This is a genomic window from Acidovorax sp. MR-S7, assembly GCF_000400995.2.
Taxonomy (GTDB): domain Bacteria; phylum Pseudomonadota; class Gammaproteobacteria; order Burkholderiales; family Burkholderiaceae_C; genus MR-S7.
In genome coordinates, this window is the sequence record NZ_DF238999.1 from 1 (window position 1) to 20,830 (window position 20,830).

Genomic DNA, 20,830 nt, shown 5'->3' on the forward strand with positions numbered 1-20,830 from the left:
ATCCGCTATGGACTCATCTCGTCGGCTTGGCAGATCGGTCGTGCGGCCGCAGCGGGTTTTGCAGAACCTCCCTAAGAGCTTCGTGAAATCCATTTCAGGAGAACCGAAGCCGTGATAGCTTTCGAGTTCAATCAAAAACCTCGTCAGTTGATCGTGCGAACCAACGGGCGCGTGAATAGCTGCTGCGCCAAGCCCAAGCAGACTGCTACTTCACCAAACCAGTCAATTTGAGAATGGATGTGTATTTCCGATAGTCGGCCCATGCCGCATCTCGGGTCGTGGGACCGTCTTGGTAGTTGACGTCGAGTGCGTTGTCCGCAACCCCTGAGAACCCGACACTGAGGGGTCCCGGCGATTTCTTCGCTGCCTGGAGAAGGTCGCCCAGATTCATGTACGGCGAGTCGACGGGCACCAGCAACACGGGTGAGAAGTTGACGGTGTTGATCATCACTGGCAGCACATCGTCGGGGTTCTTGTAGGAAAGCTTGTTGACCTGAGGCGAGAGTGCGAGATTGGAGTTCGGCAAGAACGCAAACGTATAGCCATCCTCTAGCACCTCGACTTTCGTGACTTTCATTGCTGCGTCTCCAGGAAGCGATTGAGAGCCGATGAAAGAGTGCCTGCCTACTGCACCGTGATGTTTGCCGACTTCGCCACAGCGGCCCAGCGGTCGACTTCAGATGACGTCAGCTTGGCAAGCGCTGCTGCGGTACCGCCGCCCGGATCGGCGCCCAGGCTGATCCATTGGTCGCGGAATCTCTTGCTCTCGAATGCAGCGTTGACGGCCTGGTTCAGGCGATCGACGACGGGCGCTGGAGTGCCGGCAGGTGCGAAAAGGCCGTACCAACTCGTGGCGTCGTAGTTGGGTGCGCCGCTCTCGGCGATCGTTGGAATCTCAGGCAGGTAGCTGACGCGCTGAGAGCCGGTCACGGCGATCACCCGCACGCTGCCTGCGCGGATGTGCTGCAAAGCCGATGGCATCGTCTCGAACATGACCTGCGTGTTGCCCGAGATCAGGTCCACCATGGCTGGGCCCGACCCCCGATACGGGATATGCGTCATGTTCGTCTTGGTCACGCTCTTGAACAGTTCGGTCATGAGGTGCTGCATCGTGCCGGCGCCCGGCGTGGCGTAGCTGTACTTCTCGGGTGAGGCCTTGAGCAGAGCCACCAGCTCCTGCACGTTTCTCGCCAGCAGCGAGTTGGTCACGATGACCGCATGATTCACGCGGCCAAGCGGCGCGACCGGGGCCATCTTCCGGATGTCATAGCCGAGCTTGGGATAGACCGACTGCGCGATGGCGTGGTGCACTGCGCCGAACAGGACCGTGTACCCGTCTGGTGGCGCCTTGGACACGATGTCCGCTCCGATCGTCCCGCCCGCGCCGCCGCGGTTGTCGACGACCACGGCCTGCCCCAGTTCCCTCCCAAGGGCCTCGGCCAGCGCTCGCGACAGAATGTCCACGGTTCCACCCGGCGGAAATGGCGCCACCAACTTCACCACCTGGGACGGGTACTTGGCCTGGGCCCACGAAAAAGGCGTCAACGTGGTTGCCGCCAGTGCCAGCATCGCTTCTCTGCGTTTCATTTTTTGTCTCCGTTCTTTTCTTGTTGGTCAGTGGCGCAGCCTCACGAGCCCTTTGCGGCTTTGAGATAGCCGTCGCGGGTCTGGGGCAGCTTCATGTCGAGCAGCTTGGAAGCGACCTGCGTTCGCAGGATCTGCGCCGTACCGCCGGCGATCGTGAACATGCGCGCGTCACGCACGTGGCGCTCCATCGGGTTGTGGCGCCCGTAGCCCGACGAACCATAGAACTGCAGCGCGTCGTTGGTGACCTTGTTCGCGGTCTCCGCCGCGAAGATCTTGGCTCGCGCGGCCTTGTCGATATCGGGGAACTCGGTGCCGCTCGCCGCTGCCGAGCGCAGCAGCAGACGCGCGGCTTCCAACTGGGTGGACATGTCCGCGGCCATCCATTGCAGGCCCTGGAATTCGGCAATGGGCCGGCCGAACTGATGCCGCGACTTGAGGTAGGCCAGACCTTCCTCGAAGGCGCCCTGCGCAATGCCCAGCGCCACCGTGCCCGCGCCGACGCGCTGCGCGTTGTATGCGGTCATGAGTGAAGCGAATCCGCGCTTGAGGCCACCCGGCAGCGCGACCATCATCGACTTGTGGATCTTGAGATCGCGGAACTCGATGTGCGTCTCGGGGATGCCGCGCACCCCCATTGCGTACAGCCGGCGGCCGATCACGAGTTCGGTCGGTTCGTTGTCCTCCCGCACGCAGATGAACGCACCGACGCCTTGCTCCACGCCGTCATCGAACACGCGCGCGAAGATCAAGTGCAGCTTCGACACGCCGCCGCCGGTGATCCAGTACTTCTCGCCGTTCAGGATGTAGTGGTCGCCCTTCCTGTCGGCGCGTGTCGTCATCTCGCTCGCGGCGCTTCCGGCATTGGGTTCCGAGATGCAGATCGCTGGCTTGTCGCCCGCGAGAACCAGGCGCGCAGCCAGCTTCGCCTGCTCTTCCGAGCCGTACTTCACGATGGCACCAATCGCGCCCATGTTCGCCTCGACCGTGATACGGCCCATGGTGGCGCACGCCTTGGCCATCTCCTCGATGACGACGACGGTATCCAGGTAGGACAGGCCACGGCCACCGAGGCTCTTGGGCAGCGTCATGCCCATGAAGCCCGCCTCACGCAGTTGCGCGATGTTGTCCCAGGGGTACTGCTCGGTCTTGTCCGTCTCCGCAGCGGTGGGCGCGAACACGGATTGAGCCAGATCGCGTGCCTGCGCCTGCAACTTCAGTTGCTCGGGGGTGAGGTCGTACATTGATTTCTCCTAATTGGTTGCACGTTGGCCGAGCCAATCGGCCAGTACTTCGGCGGCATGCTCATTCAGCCGTGGCGGCGGACGCCTGTAGGTCGGCGGCGTGCCGGACATCCGCAGAGGGTTGGCCAGGAGCCGAACCTCGCCACCCTCGGCCCACTCACAGGGCATGCGCAGTTCCGCACCGCGCGCCTGCACATGCGGATCGGCAAACACCTCTTCCAGGTTGTTCACGGGTCCGCAGGGAACCCCGACCGCATCGAGTGCTTCCAGCCACTGCGCGCGGGGTTTCTTCTTGAGCGCGTTGTCGACAAGTTCGCACAGCGCCACCCGGTTGCAGATGCGCATGGGGTTGGTCGCATACCGCTCATCGGTCGCCAGCGGCAGGATGTCCGCCACTTCGCAGAAGCGCCGGAACTGGGCGTCGTTGCCCACTGCAAGGATCATTGGCGCATCCGCCGTGGAGAACACCTGGTAGGGAACGATGTTTGGATGGCCGTTGCCCAACCGTTCCGGAACTTGCCTATCGCTCAAGAAGTTGGTGCCGGCGTTGACCAACCAGGAGATCTGTGTGTCGAGCAGCGAGATATCGATGTGTTGGCCCTCGCCGGTAGCGTCGCGGTGCCGCAGCGCCGCAAGGATGCCGACGGTGGCGTACATCCCGGTCATGACGTCGGCGATGCCGACGCCGACCTTCATGGGTTCGCCCTTGGGTTCACCGGTGAGGCTCATGATCCCGCCCATGCCCTGGATCAGGAAGTCGTATCCGGGCCGGCTCGCGTAGGGGCCGGTCTGCCCGAACCCCGTCACCGAGCAATAGACCAGGCGGGGATAGCGGGACTTGATCTGCTCGTACGCCAAGCCGTACTTAGCAAGGCCACCGACCTTGTAGTTCTCGAGCAGCACATCGGCTTGCGCGAGCAGTTGATGAACGAGTTCCTGCCCGGTCTCGAAGCTAATGTCGATCGCGATAGAACGCTTGTTGCGGTTGGCCGAGAGGTAGTAGGCGCTCTCCTCCGTCTCGCGACCCGTGGCGTCCAGCACGTAGGGAGGACCCCATTTGCGCGTGTCGTCCCCTTCGCCCGGCCTCTCTACCTTGACGACGTCGGCACCCAGGTCCCCCAGGATCTGCGCGGCGGTCGGCGCTGCGAGGATGCGCGAAAGGTCCAGGACCTTGATGCCCGCGAGCGAGGCCTTCGGCTCTGTCTTCATGCCGCAGCTCCGCTGAAGCAGCTGGAGCAAGCGAATGGCACCCGCAAATCGAGCCTGTGGGGGGAGCTGAAGAGTTCCATGTGTCTCGCGCTTCTCGTAGTCGTGTGAAGAGAAGTCTAGATTTCATGTTCTTCACTCTCAATTGAATTTCAATTCAACTTTGTATTGCGCGAGTTCACGGAGGGCGCCGGCCGCGGTGGGCACCCCGCCAGCATGGAAGGCCGCAGTAGCGTGCGACCGTGAAGGACGATTTGGCCCGCTACGGGCAAACAAGCACGGCTTTGGTTTGGTCGGCACAGACCAACATCGACGATTCGGCAGGCGTGATGGCCGCACCTCGGCGGACGAGCATCAGCGCCGCGAGGCCGGGCTGATACTCGGCTCGCAGATCGATGACGCGGAAACTCCAACCCGATCTTGATGGCTCCAGCACGAAGCTTCGGCGCGCTGGGCGTTCGTAGACGAGCCGTCGGCAGCCCTCGTTTCATAGGGGCGAGAGTTTGGCCACGAGGTGTTCTGCGAGACTAAGCTCCGTACCTCCGGAACTGAGGCCGCGTAGGATGCAGACTCGTTGCTGCGGCGGCTTCCTTGAAGCTACAACGCGAGTAGAGCGATCAATACGAATGTCGCAATGAAGAGAGTCTCGACAAAGAGCATCAGGACAGGTTGCCAGCCTAGTTTCAGTAACTCTTCAAACGACGTCTTGACGCCGGCGGCAGCGATGGCGATCACCAGCAGCCACCGCGATGATTCGCTGGCAAGCGCGGTGACAGCCGGGGGCCAGACCCCCAGGCTGGACAAGACGACCAACGCCATGAATGCAACGAGAAATCCAGGAACGGAAGGGACCCTGCTTCCCACCTTCGCATTTCCGGCTTCACCGCTCAGCTTGCGCAGGGCAAAGGTGATCACGATGACGACCGGCACCAGGAGAAGCACTCTGAACAACTTCACCAGGGTCGCAGCGTCGGCGGCTTCCGGACCAAGGAGCATCCCCGCTGCCACGACCTGCGCCACGTCGTGAATCGTCCCCCCCAAGAAAACACCACTCTGGATCGGCGACAACGGCAAGTAGTGCAATGCGAATGGGTAGACGATCATCGCGAGCGTCGAAAATACCGTGACGCCAACCACTGTGAACAAAGTCAGCCGCTCGTTCTCCTTCGACTGAGGCAGCACTGCCGCGATCGCCATGGCGGCGGACGCTCCACAGATCGCTACTGCGCCGCCGGACAGCAATCCTTCCTCCATACGACGGCTCAGCAGCCGCGACATGGCCAGGCCACAAAGGATCGTCAAGCACAGGCCCAGAGCAACGATGATCCCTGTGCGTAGCCCAAGGTGGGCCACTTGGTCGGCGGTAATCCGCGCTCCCAGCAACGCGACGCCGGTTCGAAGCAGCGTGCGTGCGCAGAAGTCGATTCCCGCGGAGATCTGCGGGTTGCCGTGAAGGAAGTGAAATGTCAGCCCGATCAGGAGCGCGTAGAGCAGTTGCGGCCCGCCGTAGTGCTGAGATAGGAAGGTAGCGGCGAGTGCGATCGTGACGCATACGATGGTTCCGGGCCACTTGCCTGCAACGGATGTGCGCAGGAGCGCGATTCTTTTCATAGGAATGTGTTGTTAGGGCGGGCGATCGCTTCTCGCGGCACCGTTGTCGCAGCTGATCTGGCCGCTACCGCTCCCATCCGCTGCGACGTTGTTCTTTGCCCAATCGGACGCATGCCCAGGAATGCACAGGCAGCCCGAAGCCAACATCATCCAGTCGAACTGGTGGACTCGATCACCTAAATCGCGGCAACCGGCCCGACGTCTTCACGTTATTCACTTCGCTGATCCGGCAATCGAATCGCCAGCATCTCTCCCACTGCGCATGTTTGCTGCCCGGCAGTCAGCGTCAGGTCGATCCAGGCCTTTCGCGCTTCGAGCGAACGAAGCACGCCCTTGACGACCAGTTCGACCCCGAGGGGCGTGGGCTTCTTGAAATCGACCTTCAGGGACGCGGTGACAAAGCGGATCGCCTCGCGCCCGTCGCCGGCTTGTCGCCCTTCCGCCTGATACGCAAACGCGGCAGCCGACGCGGTGCCGTGGCAGTCGAGCAGTGATGCGATCATTCCGCCATAGACGTGATCGGGAACGCCTCCGCTGTACTTGGCGTCGGGCATGAACCGGGCGATGGTTTCGTGGCCGACGAGATAGCTCTTCAGATGATGGCCGTGCGCGTTGCTCGGCCCACAGCCGAAGCAATGCGCGAACTCCGGCGGATAAAGGTCCTGGATAGCCAATGAGGCCATAGGTTCATCCCATTTTTGAAATTTCAGGGCACTGATGGGGCGGTTCTCACGGAATCGCCAGATCGCCCGAGCCGAACATCGCGTGTCGGGCTTGTTGTAATTTTTCAGTTCAAATGCTTCACTGGCAATTGAACTGAATTTCAACCTGGCAGTCGAAGAAACGCTCTGATCCATAGAGTGGCATCAGAAGCGCGCGTCTAGGGAGATGTCAGTTCAGGGTGGTCAGCAAACGCTGAATCAACCGCGTTCTACTCAATACGAGTAGCGCGACTTCGAGAACGGCGGCGCCTCTATCGAGCGAGAGGATCGCTGCACATGGACCCCGAAGTTGTTTCGGTACTGAAGTGCGCCGCACCCTAAATGATCTGGCGTATGGCGACTTGCCGCACTCTGCCTATGTCCTTAGAATTCATCAATCCCTCTGTGAATTGAATTCAAAATCAATGCCGCGACGATCCGAGAAAACTGCACCCACCTTGCGGCAACTTGAGCTTTTTTTGGCGCTTGTATCCTCAAGCGGCATTGCCGGCGCAGGAGCAAAGCTCGGCATGTCGGCGTCGGCGACCAGCCACGCGTTGCGCGCGTTGGAAAGCGCGTTGGGAACCGAACTGATTGATCGTCACTCGCCCGGTGTCGCCCTCACCTATACGGGAGAGCATGTGCTTCCGCACGTTCGCGACGTCTTTGCATCTCTTCAGTTGGTCAGGGCGACAGCATTGGCTGGGGCCGAACTCAAGACCGGGTTGCTGCGCATCGGCTCTTTCGGCGCAAGCGCTACGATACGTGTTCTCCCGCCCTTGCTGGAGCGGTTCAGGGCACGCTATCCCGGGGTTGATATAACAGTCACCGAGAAGCCTGACGAGCAAACATCTCGGGATTTGATAGAACGTCGCCTGGAACTCGCGGCGGTTACGTTGCCAAAACCTGATTTCGACTCCCAGACCCTGGCCATCGACGAACTGGTTGCCGTTCTACCGTTCAACCATCCTCTGGCAAAGCTGGACACAGTTCCCCTCAAGGAGTTGACGATTGATCCGTTCGTCATGACCCGAGCGGGGTCGCAGGCATTGGTGACCAAGCTCTTTGCCAGGAATGGGCTTCGCCCGCGGGTGGAATACGAACTGCTTCAACTCATGTCGATTCTGGAACTGGTAGCCAGCGGCAAGGGCGTCTCTATTCTTGCCAAGCTGGCACTTCCGGATCAATACAACGGGACGGTGTTTCGCCCAATCACCCCTGGCAGCACGAGACGCATCGGCTTGGTGTGCCTGAATGAGAGCAGATTGTCGCCAGTCGCCAGGGCGTTTTGGCAGGACACTCGGAGACATCGGACCAGCCAGAAATTGGGGGCATAGCATGGAGCGCTCGCCCGCCGGACAAGCTCTAGGCTACGCCAGATCATCGCTCTCCACCACAAACTTCGGCGGATCCTACGACTTCGACGTCATCGGCAGCGTAAGCGTCGACCGAGCACCGCATTAACGCGTTGATCTTCCTCAGGCAGGGTGGGCAACTGCATAGTCATGTCCCACGGCAGCGACTCATCAATGCGGTTGATGGGTGCTCAGTGATGCGCTCGAGAACGTGCCGCAGATACTGAGCAACGGCAAGCGGATCTTCGCGCTGGCCTTCCGGCGCTGGATCGTCGAGCAAACGCGTGTTCCTGCCGCCTCCGTCGAGGGACTGGCATTGCGTTGTGGCATTAAGGAAGGTCTGCGCAATGCGCTTTGAGATGTGCTGATGCGGAGCCGCCAAGCCAATTCGCCTTCTCAGCTTCGCCAGCACGCGGGGCGACGCCGTTTTCGGCCCATTTCCTGGCCGTTCGGCTGTTTGCAGACGCACACATGCCTGCGCTCCCATCAGAGTGCTCCGCGCCATCCACAGGTTGGACAGCGCAAACAGCGTGTGCAACTGCGCGGTGTTCTTCACCAGCCCGCGGTAGCGCACCTTGACGTGTCCGAACTGGCGCTTGATCACCCGGAACGGGTGCTCGACCTTGGCCCGGATGCTGGCCTTGAGGCGTTCGAGCTGGTCGGTCAGCTCGTCGACCAGGCGAGCCCTGTCCAGCAGCTTGCGCTTGCCTGGGTGCATGGCGATGTTCCAGCGCACCCCAGCTTTGGCATCGGGACGCTTGTCCGCTCCTTGATAGCCGGCGTCGCCCCAAGCCTCGGTCTCCTCGCCATGCAGCAGCGTGTTGGCCTCGATCACGTCGTTGACGCTACCGGCCGTGCCGCGCACCGTGTGCACCAGGCCCGAGTCCGCATCCACGCCGATGTGGGCTTTCATGCCGAAATGGTGAGTCGGCCGAGGGATCTTCCCCCTCAGCCGCTCGCAGAACCGTACGTGACACTCTCGCGTCATACGGCTCCCGTCATCCAACCTGTGGCCCGGACACGCGCCAGTGATGGAACAGCATTGGTGCGACTGCTTGCATCTTGTCCAACCATTCGGCGCTCGCCCGCTTGCCGCGGTGAAGGGCCTTGTACTTTCGTCGGGCCCAACGTTCAAGCGCACGATCGATGTGCTGGAAGATGCCGAGCATGGCCGTCTTATAGAACGCGCCATAGTATTGCCACCACCCCTGTATCACCGGGTTGTATAGCCGAGCCACGTCGGCCAGCGTCACGTGGGTCTGGCGATTGAGTCGCCAGCGGCGCACCGCCTGCCGCATCCGCCGCAAGGCATCTTCACTCGCTCCCGGCAGGAAGCTCGTGAAGCGCTGGTCTTGCTTGCTGAGAGCCTTCCTTGGCCTGAACGTAAGGCCCAGGAAGGTGAAGCTCACATGCGGATGCTGTTCGGTGCGGTTGCTGTCCTTGCAGTACACGACCTGCGATTTCTCAGGATGCATCGTCAGCCCGCAGTCTGCCAGCCGTGACGCGATGGATCGCATCACGTACTCCGCCTGCTTCTGACTGCGGCAGTGAACCACCGCGTCGTCGGCGTACCTGGCGAACGGACAGTTCGGGCTGGTGCGCTGCATCCATGTGTCGAAGGCGTAGTGCATAAACAGGTTCATCAGGATGGGACTGACCACTCCGCCCTGCGGAGTTCCGCGTTCGCGTGGAACGCGAACGCCGTCCTCCGTTTCGAACGGTGCAACCAGCCACCGTTCGATGTACAGAAGAATCCAGTCTTCCTTGATGTGGGCGCGCACCGCCTTCATCAGCAGCCCGTGATCGATCTGATCGAAGGCCGCCTTGATATCAAACTCCACGACCCAGTCGTATCGCCAGCAGCGTTCACGAGTGATCGCCACGGCTTGCTTCGCCGACCTTCCCAGCCGATACCCATAGGAGTCCGGATGGAAGATCGAGTCCAGCTCTGGCTCGATGAGAAGCTTGACAACGGTTTGCGCAACACGGTCAGAGACCGTGGGCACTCCCAGCTTGCGCGTGCCGCCCGATGCCTTGGGAATCTCCACCTGCTTGACCGGCGGCGGGAAGTACGACCCCGACGACATAAGGTTTCACAGCTTGTACAAATTCTTCGACAGGTTCTGCTCGAAGTCGACGATGGTTTCATCGTCGATGCCGGCAGCACCGCGGTTGGCCTTGACCTGCTGGTATGCCTCCTATACCGTGCGCTTCGCTATGCCATAAGGTTTCGCCGAGGTCACGCTGCTCATCCCCGGAGGTTGGCAGCACTCGTCGGCAGGATAACGCCGCCCCTTCGCTCCACCCGCATTACAGGGGCTTCATCGCTACTACGAGAGGCTCCGCCCCTTGTCCCAGCATCGGTATTTTTCCTCATGGTGTTGGCCACTTGTCATTTCCCTTTGCATCTGGAACAAGGTTCTCACGTTCCGTACCAAAGCCTGTATTGAGCTCATGCCGCCTATACACCGGCTGCCATCGGGTCCGTAAGCAGGTAACGCCCCGATTCGTCCTGAAGCCAATGGTCCACCTCAGTTTTGACAGCGCTTTAGGCATAACGATGCGTCGTCGGACGGTTTGCTTTCGCTCATCTTCTCAATACTCACCTGCCATCCCTCAAGGGGCGACTTTCGCCCGGTCGCTCACCACCACGCCTTTTGAACGCAGCAGCACCGGGTGGTTTGAAGCCAACTGCTGCAAGCCGGCTTCGGGAGGCCTGCTCCCATCTTCAGTACAGCACCACAGGTCTGCCGCCTGTGTTCGTGACACACACCACTGGTTGCCTTTCTTGCTCTGCTTCATCTGCGGGTCGCGTTCGCCCGAGGCATTCTTGGTCGAGCTGGGCGCGGCGATCAACGTGGCATCCACAGCAGTGCCGGCACGCAGCATCAAGCCCTTGGCGCCCAGCAATTCGTTGACCAGTGCCAGGATCTGCGGGGCCAGCTTGTGCTCTTCCAACAGCCGGCGAAAGCGCAGGATCGTGGTCTCGTCGGGCAGCGGCGTGTCCCAGTTCAGGCCCGCAAATTCGCGGAACAGCGGCACGTAGTGCAGCGACTCTTCCATAGCCGGATCGCTCAGCGTGAACCACTGCTGCATGAATTGGATGCGCAGCATCGTCTCCACGGCAAACGGCGGGCGACCGCGTTTGCCTTCGGGCGCGTACGGCGTGATCAGACCGACCAGGGCTGCCCATGGCACCACGCGCTCCATCTCTGCCAGGACTCGCGCTTGCGCGTGCGCTTGGTCGTCAGGTTCAGGCCCAGGTCCGCTTGCTTTATGGCGTCGATTGTCTTTGCACGCATGTGCCCATCAGCACATCGCGGCGAGATTTACGCAGACTGTCCTTAACGCCAACCAACTGCGCCGCAGGATGACGGTGGACTCGCAGATCAGCCCATGCAACGATGCGGTGGCCTTGCCGCCGGTCACCATCGAGTCTGGGCGCACTGCATCGACCTCGATGCCGGCGGTGTCCTTGTCGCCTGCGGCCGGCGCTATCCCCGGCCCCATCGAACTGGAAGTCTACGGTGCCAGGCTGAAGCTGCTGGGCTTTGCCATGGACGCCGGGCTGCCGGCCTCGTTTCAGCCGAACGAGCGATCGCCATGGCTCGGCGCCAGAGCTCGAAGAGCGCACGCGTGCAGCCGAAGGCAGACCACGCCCCTTCAGAAGTTCTTAACAATGCATTCCGAAAAAGCGAATTCCCATTCCCCCAGGGATATCGCCAAAATCACCCGTAGTTCATCTCAGGCACTGCGCTCACCGAAGATGACTGGACGAAAAATCCCAACTCTGTGGCGTGGGCACCTTAATAAGGTCGACTAGACCAAAGGAGACATATGAGCAGCATCAATCGACGCATCTTCGTCAGTTCGTTGGGCTTGCCTGCGCTTCCTCTCGCGAGTAAGTCGTTTGCGGCGCCCTCAGCAAAGCCTTTGTACATCTATGTGCCTGCTCCTCCCGGCGGAGGGACGGATATGGCTGCGAGAGCCCTGGGACAAGCCATAACCAAACAGCAAGGCCGCACAGTCATTATCGAGAATCGGCCTGGTGCCTTCGGGATGATCGCAGCGCAAGGTGCGATGCGGGCGCCTGCTGACGGCAACACGCTGCTGATTACTCACACCGCTGCGATCTTGCTGCCCGCGATGCAGCGCAATTTGCTCGTTGACGTCACGCGCGAGTTCCAGCCGGTGTCGATGGTATGCACAAGCTCCAACCTGTTGATCTGCCCGTCCAAACTTGGCGTTCGTAATCTCGCAGAATTCTTGGACTGGGCGAAAGGAAAGCCGGACGGAGCTTCGGTCGGCTCATTTGGTACGGGCAGCACTTCACATATCAATGTTGAACTGCTCAAGAAGACACTCCAGGGGAAGGTCACACACATTCCCTTTCAGGGTTCATCGCCACTTCTACAAGCATTGATTGGGGGCCAGTTGGACGCAGGCTTCAATGAACGTGCCACCATGCTCGGTCATGTAAAAAATCCCGCAATCAAGGTGTTGGCCACCACGGGCGAAAGCCGATCATCGCAACTTCCCGAGGTTCAGACAATGAAGGAGGCCGGATATGCAGGTTTCGAGCCGGCGGGCTTCATCGCTCTGTTTGCTCCAGCCAAGGTAGCCCCGGAAGTTGTGGCAGACCTATCGAGCAAAATTCAAGATTTGTACCAAGACGAAGGATTGCGCAACGCATTGCAGACGCTTGGCTTCACCCCACAGAACGCATCTGCAAGCGGTCTAGCGGAGCTCATTTCGCGAGACAGACCTAAATGGGAATCCGTTATTCGCGATTCCAACATTCGCATTGATTGATCAGCGTTGACGTATGAGCTTCCCCATGAAAGCAGCCACCTCCACTTCCATCGAAAAAATTGAGCACTCGCATAGCAAGTATAGAGAGGTCGTTGCTGAGAACGCACGATCGCATCTTGGCGAGCGAATGACAGCGATTTTGCGATTCGCGATCGCGCAGGCGATTCCCTGCCCAGACATGATTCCAGAGCTGAAGCAACAAGCGCTATCGGTAGCGAGCGCCGAAGAATTGCGGGAGGCGTCACTGGCTTCGGCGGCACTGCGCGCCGGAGCCGCTGTCGCGTACGGGCGCCTGGTCTTCAAATTTCTCGCAGGTGACGTGGCCAATGAAGGAGATTCGGCCCTAAATCAGTTGAGGAAAGATCGCCAATACATGACGCAGATGAGAAATGCCGATCCGTTGGCTTTCGACCGAATGGCGAGCTTCATGGCGAGTCTGCATGAGAAGAACATGGCTCTTTCACCCAAAGAATACGAACTGATCGCTATAGCCTGCGCGACAGTGACGCAATGTGCTTATTGCCTCGAAAAGCACACTACCGATGCCGTCAAAGCTGGCGCCACCAATATTGAAATGGCGGGGGCAGTTCATATGGCCATCAGCATGCGCTTCGAAGCGTCCTTAGCGGAACTGCCCTGAGTCGCCTTCCTGGTTCGGTGCACTTAGAGAGCGTGGACAAGAAATGAATCAGCCTCAAAAATTTGCGTGATATGCCGGACCACCCAGCAGCGATTCAAAGCTGAGCCGGAGGCCGCCCCTACCCTTGTGCGATGTTTGCCATTGGACTTCGGCGTCCAGCCATTCCACCAGCGTGCATCAGGGCCTGCGGATAGCCCTCATCGCTCAGGGCCAGCCAGGATCTCCTTTGGCGGCGGCATCAAACAGCCGCGCTCCTGTGCCACCACCTCGCGCAAGAATGCCCATGTCGCACGCATCCTGGGAAGCTGTCTCACTTCCTCCGGCATCGACATCCAAAAGGTCCGTTGGAAGACAAGCTTATCGGGAATCAGTGCCTTCAAACGCGGGTCTCGGTCTGCCAGGAAGGCTGGAAGAACACACAGTCCTGCACCTGCCGCTGCGGCGTTAAGTTGGGCGACGACGCTGGTGCTTCTGAGTGTGAAGCGCTCGGGCGGGTCGATCTCGCTCACGAACTGTAACTGCTTGCTATACAGCAGGTCGTCTAAGTATCCGATTAGCGCATGTTGCTTCAGATCGGCAGCAGTTTCGATTGGCGAATGCTTTGATAGATAAGCTTCCGAGCCGTACAGCCGCAAGACGTAGTCGCACAGCTTAGTCACGACGAATGGCCCGCGGTTTGGGCGCTCCAAAGAGATCACGATGTCGGCTTCGCGGCGGGAGATGTTGACGACAGCCGACACAGCCACAAGTTCGATCGAAAGACTAGCGTGCTGTCCAGCAAACGTGCCTAGATGAGGAGCGAGGATCGCAGACCCGAACCCTTCGGTTGTGCCTACTCTGACGGTACCGGCAAACTGGTCCTCCGCGCCCCCAGTGACACCTTCTATCCGCAATGCTGCCACCTCCATCGCCTGCACATCTGCGAGCAGCAGTTGCCCCGCATCGGTCATTTCCATGCCAGCCGGGGTCCGGACAAACAGCGTCGCGCTGACCTCCTTTTCCAGAGCCTGAACCCGACGAGAAACCGTCGCCTGATCAACACGCAATCTGCGAGCGGCGGTAACGAGCTTACCGGTGCGAGCCAGTTCAAGGAAGTAACGCAAGTTGTCCCAATCCATATCTTGCAATTTTGCAATGACCTAGTCAGTTTTGTCTATTGAACAAGCATTGGTGCAACAAGAAAATCAGTCTTCATCGTAACCAATTCTCTTGTCAGGAGTTTTCGTGTCCTCTAGTTCTAAGATTCCCGCCGTCAAACTGCTCATCAACGGAGAGTTCATCGAGTCGATGTCGGCTCAATGGCGCAACGTGGTCAACCCCGCCACGCAAGAGGTGCTGGCGCGCGTGCCGTTCGCCACGCCCGACGAGATCGACGCCGCCGTCGCCTCGGCCAAGGAAGCCTTCAAGACCTGGAAGAAGACGCCCATCGGCGCGCGCGCCCGCATCTTCCTGAAGCTGCAGCAGCTCATCCGCGAGAACATGAAGGAGCTGGCCGCGCTGCTGACGGCCGAACAGGGCAAGACCCTGCCCGACGCCGAAGGCGACGTGTTCCGCGGACTGGAGGTGGTGGAACATGCCAGCGCCATCGGCAACTTGCAGCTCGGCGAGCTGGCGAACAACGTCGCCAACGGCGTGGACACCTACAGCTTGCTACAACCGCTGGGCGTATGCGCGGGCATCACGCCATTCAACTTCCCGGCCATGATCCCGTTGTGGATGTTCCCCATGGCCATCGCCACCGGCAACACCTTCATTCTTAAGCCCTCCGAGCAGGACCCTATGGTGACGATGCGCCTCGCCGAGCTGGCGCTGGAGGCGGGCATCCCCCCCGGAGTGCTCAACGTGATCCACGGCGGCGAGGACGCAGTGAACGCCATCTGCGATCACCCGGACATCAGGGCCATCAGCTTCGTGGGATCCACAAAGGTCGGCACCCATGTGTACAACCGCGCCAGCCTCGCCGGCAAGCGCGTGCAATGCATGATGGGCGCGAAGAACCATGCCATCGTGATGCCCGACGCGAACAAGGAGCAGACCCTCAACGCCCTGGCCGGCGCGGCCTTCGGCGCGGCGGGCCAGCGCTGCATGGCGCTGTCGGTGGCGGTGATGGTGGGCGAGGCGCAGAAGTGGATTCCCGAGCTGGTCGAGAAGGCCAAGACGCTCAAGGTGAGCGGCGGCACCGAGGCCGGCACCGACGTGGGCCCGCTGGTGTCGTGTGCAGCAAAGGACCGAGTGGAAGGTCTCATTGAGCGCGGCATCGCCGATGGCGCCACGCTGGAGCTGGACGGCCGCAAGCCTCAGGTGGCGAGCTACGAGAAAGGCAACTTCGTCGGCCCCACGGTGTTCTCTGGCGTGAAGGCCGGCATGAGCATCTACGAGCAGGAAATCTTCGGCCCGGTGCTGTGCCTGGTAGCCGCCGACGACATCGACGCAGCCATCGAGTTCATCAACGCCAACCCCAACGGCAACGGCACCGCCATCTTCACGCAGTCGGGCGCGGCGGCGCGCAAGTTCCAGGAAGACATCGACGTGGGCCAAGTGGGCATCAACGTGCCGATCCCCGTGCCCGTGCCAATGTTCTCGTTCACCGGAAGCCGCGCCTCCAAGCTCGGCGACCTGGGCCCTTACGGCAAGCAGGTGGTGATGTTCTACACACAGACCAAGACCATCACCGCGCGCTGGTTCGACGACAGCACCACCAGCCACGGCGTTAATACAACCATCAGCTTGAAGTAAAGAGCGGTATCAATGAAGAAGCCGGTCGTCATATTTGACTCTCTCACTGCAACCAACGGCACGCGCTTTGGGGTCGCCACACTCAACGCGCCCGCAGCCCTCAACGCGCTCTCGGTCGACATGGTGCGGCTGCTCACGCCGAAGCTGCGCGAGTGGGCGCAGGACAAGTCCATCGTCGGCGTGCTGCTGCAGGCCGCGGGCGACAAGGCCTTCTGCGCCGGCGGCGACCTGCGCCAGCTCTACCAGACGCTGCTGGACTGCGGCGAGGCCCGCAACGAATACGCCGAGCGCTTCTTCGGCGAAGAGTACGAGCTGGATCACCTGATCCACACCTTCCCCAAGCCCTTCCTGTGCTGGGGCCACGGCATCGTGATGGGCGGCGGCGTAGGACTGCTGGTGGGCGCCTCGCACCGCGTCGTCACCGAGGGCAGCCGCATCGCCATGCCGGAGATCAACATCGGCCTGTACCCCGACGTGGGCGGCAGCTGGTTCCTGCGCCGGGCGCCGGGGCGCACGGGCCTGTTCCTGGCCTTCACGGCGGCGCAGGTCAACGGCAGCGACGCCGTCTTCGCCGGCCTGGCCGACGTGCTGGTGCCGCAGGCGTGCAAGGCGCAGGTGCTGGAGGCGATCGGCGCCACCGCCTGGCGCGGCGAGCAGCGCGCGGACTGCGCGCTGCTTTCGCGCATCCTCGCCGCGGCGGCCGAGGGCGCGCAACCGCCGGCCTCGAAGCTGCGCGAGCACTACGACAGCATCGAGGCGCTGATGGCCGGCGAGAGCCTGCTGGACATCGCGAAGCGCCTGCGTGCCGTGACGTCCGACGACCCGTGGCTGCAGGGCGCGGCCAAGGCCTTCGCCAAGGGCGCGCCCAGCTCCATCGCGCTGACCTGGGAGCTGTGGCAGCGCGTGCCGCGCATGTCGCTGGCGGAGGTGTTCCGGCTCGAGTACTGGGCCTCGCTGGGCTTCTGCGCGCACAAGGATTTCGCCGAAGGCATCCGCGCCGTGCTGGTGGACAAGGACCGCAACCCGAAGTGGCAACCCGCGACGCTCGAGGAGATCACGCCCGCCTTCGTCGAGGACCACTTCCGGCCGCGCGGCGAGATTGCCCCGGAACTGGCGCGGCTGTACTAGCGCTTCGCATCAAACACCGTGAACAAACAAGGATACAGACACATGAAGATCGCATTCATCGGCCTCGGTAACATGGGTGGCCCCATGGCCATCAACCTCATCAAGGCCGGCCACAGCGTCAAGGCCTTCGATCTGAGCCAGGACTCCCTGGCCAAGGTCCAGGCCGACGGCGGCCAGGTGGCGGCCAGCGCGCAGGAGGCCGTTCAGGGCGCCGAGGCAGTCGTCACCATGCTGCCCGCGAGCCAGCACGTGGAGGGCCTGTTCCTCGGCAGCGGCAACCTGCTGGCCAGCATCGCCAAGGGCACGCTGGTGATCGACAGCTCCACGATCGCCGCGGCAACCAGCCAGAAGGTCGCCAAGGCGGCCGAGGCGGCGGGCATCGACTTCATCGACGCGCCGGTCTCTGGCGGCACCGGCGGCGCCATCGCCGGCACGCTCACCTTCATGGTCGGCGGCAGCGACGCGGCCCTGGAGCGCGCCCGACCCCTGCTGGAAAAGATGGGCAAGAACATCTTCCACGCCGGCGGCGTGGGCGCGGGCCAGACCGCCAAGATCTGCAACAACATGCTGCTGGGCATCCTAATGATCGGCACCAGCGAGGCCATCGCCCTGGGCGTGGCCAACGGGCTCGACCCCAAGGTGCTCTCGGAAATCATGCGCCGCAGCTCCGGCGGCAACTGGGCGCTGGAGGTCTACAACCCCTACCCCGGCGTGCAGGAGGCCAGCGCCGCCACGCGCGGCTACACCGGCGGCTTCGGGACCGACCTGATGCTCAAGGACCTGGGCTTGGCGCAGGAGAACGCGATGACCGTGAAGGCCAGCACCCCGCTGGGCGGCATGGCGCGCGCGATCTACGCCGCGCACAGCATTGCGGGCCATGGCGGCGAGGATTTCGCCAGCATCATCAAGATGCTCCGCAAACTCGCATAACCAACTATCGGAGAAAGCAAAGTGACCGACTATCAAGGGCTCGACGTACAGCGACAGGGGCATACCGCAATCATCAGGCTAAACAATCCTCCCGCTCACACTTGGACAGAGGATAGTCTGGCAGCACTAGCACGGCTTGTCAGGGACCTCAACGAGGATCGCGAGATCTACAGCTTGGTTGTAACCGGTGCGGGAGAAAAGTTCTTTTCCGCAGGCGCAGATCTGAAGCTTTTCGCGGACGGGGACAAAGCCGTGGCGCGCGCGATGGCAAGGCGATTTGGCGAAGCCTTCGAGACTCTGGCCGGCTTTCGGGGTCTCAGTGTCGCCGCCATCAATGGCTTTGCCATGGGAGGTGGGTTGGAATGTGCGCTGGCTTGTGATCTTCGAATCGCGGAGGATCACGCTCTCATGGCTCTGCCTGAAGCCACAGTTGGACTGCTGCCCTGCGCAGGCGGCTCCCAGTGGCTTTCATGGAACGTCGGCGAAGCCTGGGCAAAGCGAATGATCCTATGCGGAGAGCGCGTTGACTCGAGCACGGCGCTGCGTATCGGTCTCGTTCAGGAGGTGGTGCCAAAAGGTGAATCACTGGATCGGGCGTTGGCAATCGCACAATCCGTTGAGCGTCAGAGCCCCACCAGTGTGGCTGCGTGTAAAAAGCTCATTCAAGCGGCACGCTCACACTCACCTTTCGCAGCGCTGGTTGCAGAGCGCGAGGCATTCGTTGATCTCTTCGATACGCAGGACCAGCGCGCAGGCGTGAGCGCGTTCCTAAACAAGCAGACCCCGCACTGGAAAAACGCTTAAATCTCGCAGATGCAGTTAGCCGGCGATCTCCGCAGTAATTGCGCAGCGCCGCTGCCGTCCTCTGACTTCTGCGAGAAGGCGAGTACAGCGAAGAATAACTGGACTTCCCGCTTTACGTCTCTGGATACCGACGCAAGGCGTGGAGATCCAGGACAGTTATTCGCTGATATTCCGTCTCGATTAATTTTATCTCGCGAAGGTGCCGAAGAGCCTGGCTGCACCGCTGACGAGATACACCAGCAAGCAAGGCTATCTCCTCCTGAGACACGTCAAGCAAGCTCAGGCCGGTTCCATATTCTTTCTCGTGCAGCAATGCAGCGATGGCTTGGGCAACGCGTCTTTCAATAGAAGAGCCTCGTTGCACGGCTTGACTTGCAATAAATTGACTTAGTCGATTGTTGAGCTGCTGAATCAAATAGTGCGTAAAGCTGATGCTTCTCTCGTGAAGCCAGTTGAAATCAGCAGCGGGGATTCGAACCAAACAGCTATCTCTAAGTGCCATCACATCGTATCGCAAAGGCTCGCCGCGCAAGATTGAACCCTCTCCAAACCAATCCCCTTCGGGCAAACCGAGAAAAGCAATCCGCTGCCCATTCGTAGTCGTACTGCTCATTTGCAGTAGGCCTGCTGCGACACCCCACCAGTATTCCGGAAATGCGCCGCGCGAGAACAAGCACTCACCTCTAAAGATTCGACGTATTGAGGCAGAAGAGAGAACTTGTTCCCGCTCGCAGATTTTCAAGCGAGCAAACCAGCGACTCGAATCAAGTACACGGCTTAACATCGCATGCTCTTCACCAGAAGCCACGCTGCACTCGTTCGATGCTCTGGTACTCAAGGTGTCTAGCGATATCCGAATGAACATGGAGACGCGATTGAAATCGCGCCCCCATGTGGTAGCCTACTCGCTGCACATGGACGCGATGGCAAGAATCTTCGGGCCGACGATGAGTTCCCTTCTCGCCCGGCGCAATGAGCTCCTCGCGCGCTGTGTGCGTACATCGGGAATGGCAGTCCAACAAGTCGGCTCTCAACGTTGTCTCAGATAGAGCAGCCCCAGAACGATCGCCGCAAGCCAGAGCGTTTCAATAACAATGAGCGCGATAGGCCGCCACCCCGCATTGGTCAGCTCACGAAACGAGGTTTTCAGCCCGAGAGCCGCGACTGCCAAAATAAGCAGCAACTGAGACATCTCGCTCAACCCGCGCACTGCTACCTGCGGCAGAAAATGGAAGGAATTGATACCGACCATAACTATGAATAGCAGCAGAAACCAGGGAACCAAAGGCGGAGATTTCTTTGCATCTGGAGATGCTTCTTGGCCTTTCGAGCGTTTGAATGCCAAGGCCGTGAGAAAAACGACCACGGTAAGGAGTGCGACACGGAAGAGCTTAACAACCGTCGCGACGTCACCGGTTTCCTGTCCGAGCGTATAGCCTGCCCCAACTACCTGCGCAACGTCGTGAATGGTGCCTCCAATGAAAACCCCTGCGATCTGTGCCTGTAGGCCCAATCCACTGGATAGCAAAGGATAAAGGACCATGGCGATAGTCGACATCACCGTCACAGAGACAACCACCATCAAGGTATGACGGTCGCCATCTTTCTCCTTCGGCAGCACGGCAGATATTGCCAAAGCCGCCGACGCGCCGCAGATGGCAACTGCGCCACCGGCAAGTACGCTTTGGGCCGGCGAGAAGCGCAGGCGCCTACCGACAAAAACAGCTAAGCCGATCGTAGTGGCCACTCCCACAACGACGATCAATGCAGTACTCCAGCCGAGCTGAATAATTTGCTGAGCTGTGATCCGTGCACCGAGCAGGCCAACGCCTAGCCGAAGCAGTGTACGGGCACAGAACTCGATGCCTGGCGCACTACGGGGCTCCTCACTCACGTGGTGCAGAGCAACGCCGATCAGCAGGGCGTACAGGAAGACGGGACCGCCATACTGTGACGTCGCGAGTGCAGCTGCGGCTGCGACAACTGCCGACAGCCCGATGCCTGGAAAGAGGCGAAGATGGCGAGCGAACCATGTTCGCTTATGCAAGGCTTGGGCGTCGGTGATATGCCGAAACATTG

Annotated in this window: 17 protein-coding genes and 2 pseudogenes; 7 read left to right on the forward strand and 12 right to left on the reverse strand. The window is 60.7% G+C overall.

The genetic code is table 11. The features are described from left to right. Positions 1–205: 205 nt before the first annotated feature. The 6 genes from AVS7_RS20965 to AVS7_RS20990 form a co-directional block, all read right to left on the reverse strand. Complete coding sequence (locus AVS7_RS20965) at positions 206–577, reverse strand: tripartite tricarboxylate transporter substrate-binding protein (protein WP_020230003.1); 372 nt, start codon at positions 575–577, stop codon at positions 206–208. Between the two features lie 47 nt (positions 578–624). Then, positions 625–1,587 carry a tripartite tricarboxylate transporter substrate binding protein gene (locus AVS7_RS20970; protein WP_024002011.1) on the reverse strand — a complete coding sequence of 321 codons (963 nt, stop codon included), beginning with the start codon at positions 1,585–1,587 and terminating at the stop codon, positions 625–627. A 41-nt stretch (positions 1,588–1,628) separates the two neighbouring features. Further along, complete coding sequence (gene acdA, locus AVS7_RS20975; protein ID WP_020230005.1) at positions 1,629–2,828, reverse strand: 3-sulfinopropanoyl-CoA desulfinase; 1,200 nt, start codon at positions 2,826–2,828, stop codon at positions 1,629–1,631. 9 nt (positions 2,829–2,837) lie between these two features. After that, the gene (locus AVS7_RS20980; RefSeq protein ID WP_024002012.1) at positions 2,838–4,037 is read right to left on the reverse strand and encodes a CaiB/BaiF CoA-transferase family protein; all 1,200 of its coding nucleotides are present in this window, start codon (positions 4,035–4,037) and stop codon (positions 2,838–2,840) included. A 594-nt stretch (positions 4,038–4,631) separates the two neighbouring features. Then, positions 4,632–5,645: a YeiH family protein gene (locus AVS7_RS20985; RefSeq protein WP_020230007.1), complete on the reverse strand. Its 1,014-nt coding sequence runs from the start codon at positions 5,643–5,645 to the stop codon at positions 4,632–4,634. A 209-nt stretch (positions 5,646–5,854) separates the two neighbouring features. Then, positions 5,855–6,502: a PaaI family thioesterase gene (locus AVS7_RS20990; RefSeq protein WP_234450045.1), complete on the reverse strand. Its 648-nt coding sequence runs from the start codon at positions 6,500–6,502 to the stop codon at positions 5,855–5,857. Positions 6,503–6,672: 170 nt separating this feature from the next. On the opposite strand from AVS7_RS20990, the gene AVS7_RS20995 reads away from it, so the two are divergent. Next, positions 6,673–7,683 carry a LysR family transcriptional regulator gene (locus tag AVS7_RS20995; RefSeq protein ID WP_369799126.1) on the forward strand — a complete coding sequence of 337 codons (1,011 nt, stop codon included), beginning with the start codon at positions 6,673–6,675 and terminating at the stop codon, positions 7,681–7,683. A gap of 490 nt (positions 7,684–8,173) precedes the next feature. Here the strand turns inward: AVS7_RS20995 and AVS7_RS21000 are convergent. The 3 genes and pseudogenes from AVS7_RS21000 to AVS7_RS21010 all read right to left on the reverse strand — a co-directional run. Then, a pseudogene (locus AVS7_RS21000) lies at positions 8,174–8,623 on the reverse strand (IS5 family transposase); the annotation flags it as partial. Positions 8,624–8,699: 76 nt separating this feature from the next. Continuing rightward, the gene (gene ltrA / locus AVS7_RS21005) at positions 8,700–9,788 is read right to left on the reverse strand and encodes a group II intron reverse transcriptase/maturase (RefSeq protein ID WP_020230011.1); all 1,089 of its coding nucleotides are present in this window, start codon (positions 9,786–9,788) and stop codon (positions 8,700–8,702) included. 685 nt (positions 9,789–10,473) lie between these two features. Next, positions 10,474–10,979, reverse strand: a pseudogene (locus AVS7_RS21010) (IS5 family transposase); the annotation flags it as partial. 559 nt (positions 10,980–11,538) lie between these two features. On the opposite strand from AVS7_RS21010, the gene AVS7_RS24065 reads away from it, so the two are divergent. Beyond that, on the forward strand, positions 11,539–12,513 hold the full coding sequence (locus tag AVS7_RS24065; protein ID WP_024002014.1) for a tripartite tricarboxylate transporter substrate binding protein: 975 nt from the start codon (positions 11,539–11,541) through the stop codon (positions 12,511–12,513). Between the two features lie 25 nt (positions 12,514–12,538). Further along, entirely contained in the window at positions 12,539–13,153 is a 615-nt protein-coding gene (locus AVS7_RS21020) for a carboxymuconolactone decarboxylase family protein (RefSeq protein WP_159402794.1), read from the forward strand. Positions 13,154–13,350: 197 nt separating this feature from the next. Here the strand turns inward: AVS7_RS21020 and AVS7_RS21025 are convergent, their stop codons facing one another. Further along, the gene (locus AVS7_RS21025; protein ID WP_020230016.1) at positions 13,351–14,271 is read right to left on the reverse strand and encodes a LysR family transcriptional regulator; all 921 of its coding nucleotides are present in this window, start codon (positions 14,269–14,271) and stop codon (positions 13,351–13,353) included. A 106-nt stretch (positions 14,272–14,377) separates the two neighbouring features. On the opposite strand from AVS7_RS21025, the gene AVS7_RS21030 reads away from it, so the two are divergent. From AVS7_RS21030 to AVS7_RS24070, 4 genes are read left to right on the forward strand one after another with little or no spacing between them, the layout of a single operon-like run. Then, complete coding sequence (locus AVS7_RS21030; protein WP_024002016.1) at positions 14,378–15,889, forward strand: CoA-acylating methylmalonate-semialdehyde dehydrogenase; 1,512 nt, start codon at positions 14,378–14,380, stop codon at positions 15,887–15,889. Between the two features lie 12 nt (positions 15,890–15,901). Next, the gene (locus AVS7_RS21035) at positions 15,902–17,017 is read left to right on the forward strand and encodes an enoyl-CoA hydratase/isomerase family protein (RefSeq protein WP_020230018.1); all 1,116 of its coding nucleotides are present in this window, start codon (positions 15,902–15,904) and stop codon (positions 17,015–17,017) included. A 42-nt stretch (positions 17,018–17,059) separates the two neighbouring features. After that, positions 17,060–17,947 (forward strand): 3-hydroxyisobutyrate dehydrogenase, encoded by an 888-nt coding sequence (gene mmsB, locus AVS7_RS21040; RefSeq protein WP_020230019.1) that lies wholly within the window; start codon positions 17,060–17,062, stop codon positions 17,945–17,947. A 21-nt stretch (positions 17,948–17,968) separates the two neighbouring features. Beyond that, positions 17,969–18,751, forward strand: coding sequence for an enoyl-CoA hydratase (locus tag AVS7_RS24070; RefSeq protein WP_024002017.1), 783 nt, complete (start codon positions 17,969–17,971; stop codon positions 18,749–18,751). 112 nt (positions 18,752–18,863) lie between these two features. Here AVS7_RS24070 and AVS7_RS24075 read toward each other — a convergent pair whose 3' ends face one another. Next, on the reverse strand, positions 18,864–19,559 hold the full coding sequence (locus AVS7_RS24075) for a Crp/Fnr family transcriptional regulator (protein ID WP_159402795.1): 696 nt from the start codon (positions 19,557–19,559) through the stop codon (positions 18,864–18,866). A gap of 222 nt (positions 19,560–19,781) precedes the next feature. Continuing rightward, positions 19,782–20,828 carry a YeiH family protein gene (locus AVS7_RS21045; RefSeq protein ID WP_020230020.1) on the reverse strand — a complete coding sequence of 349 codons (1,047 nt, stop codon included), beginning with the start codon at positions 20,826–20,828 and terminating at the stop codon, positions 19,782–19,784. Between the last annotated feature and the right edge of the window lie 2 nt (positions 20,829–20,830).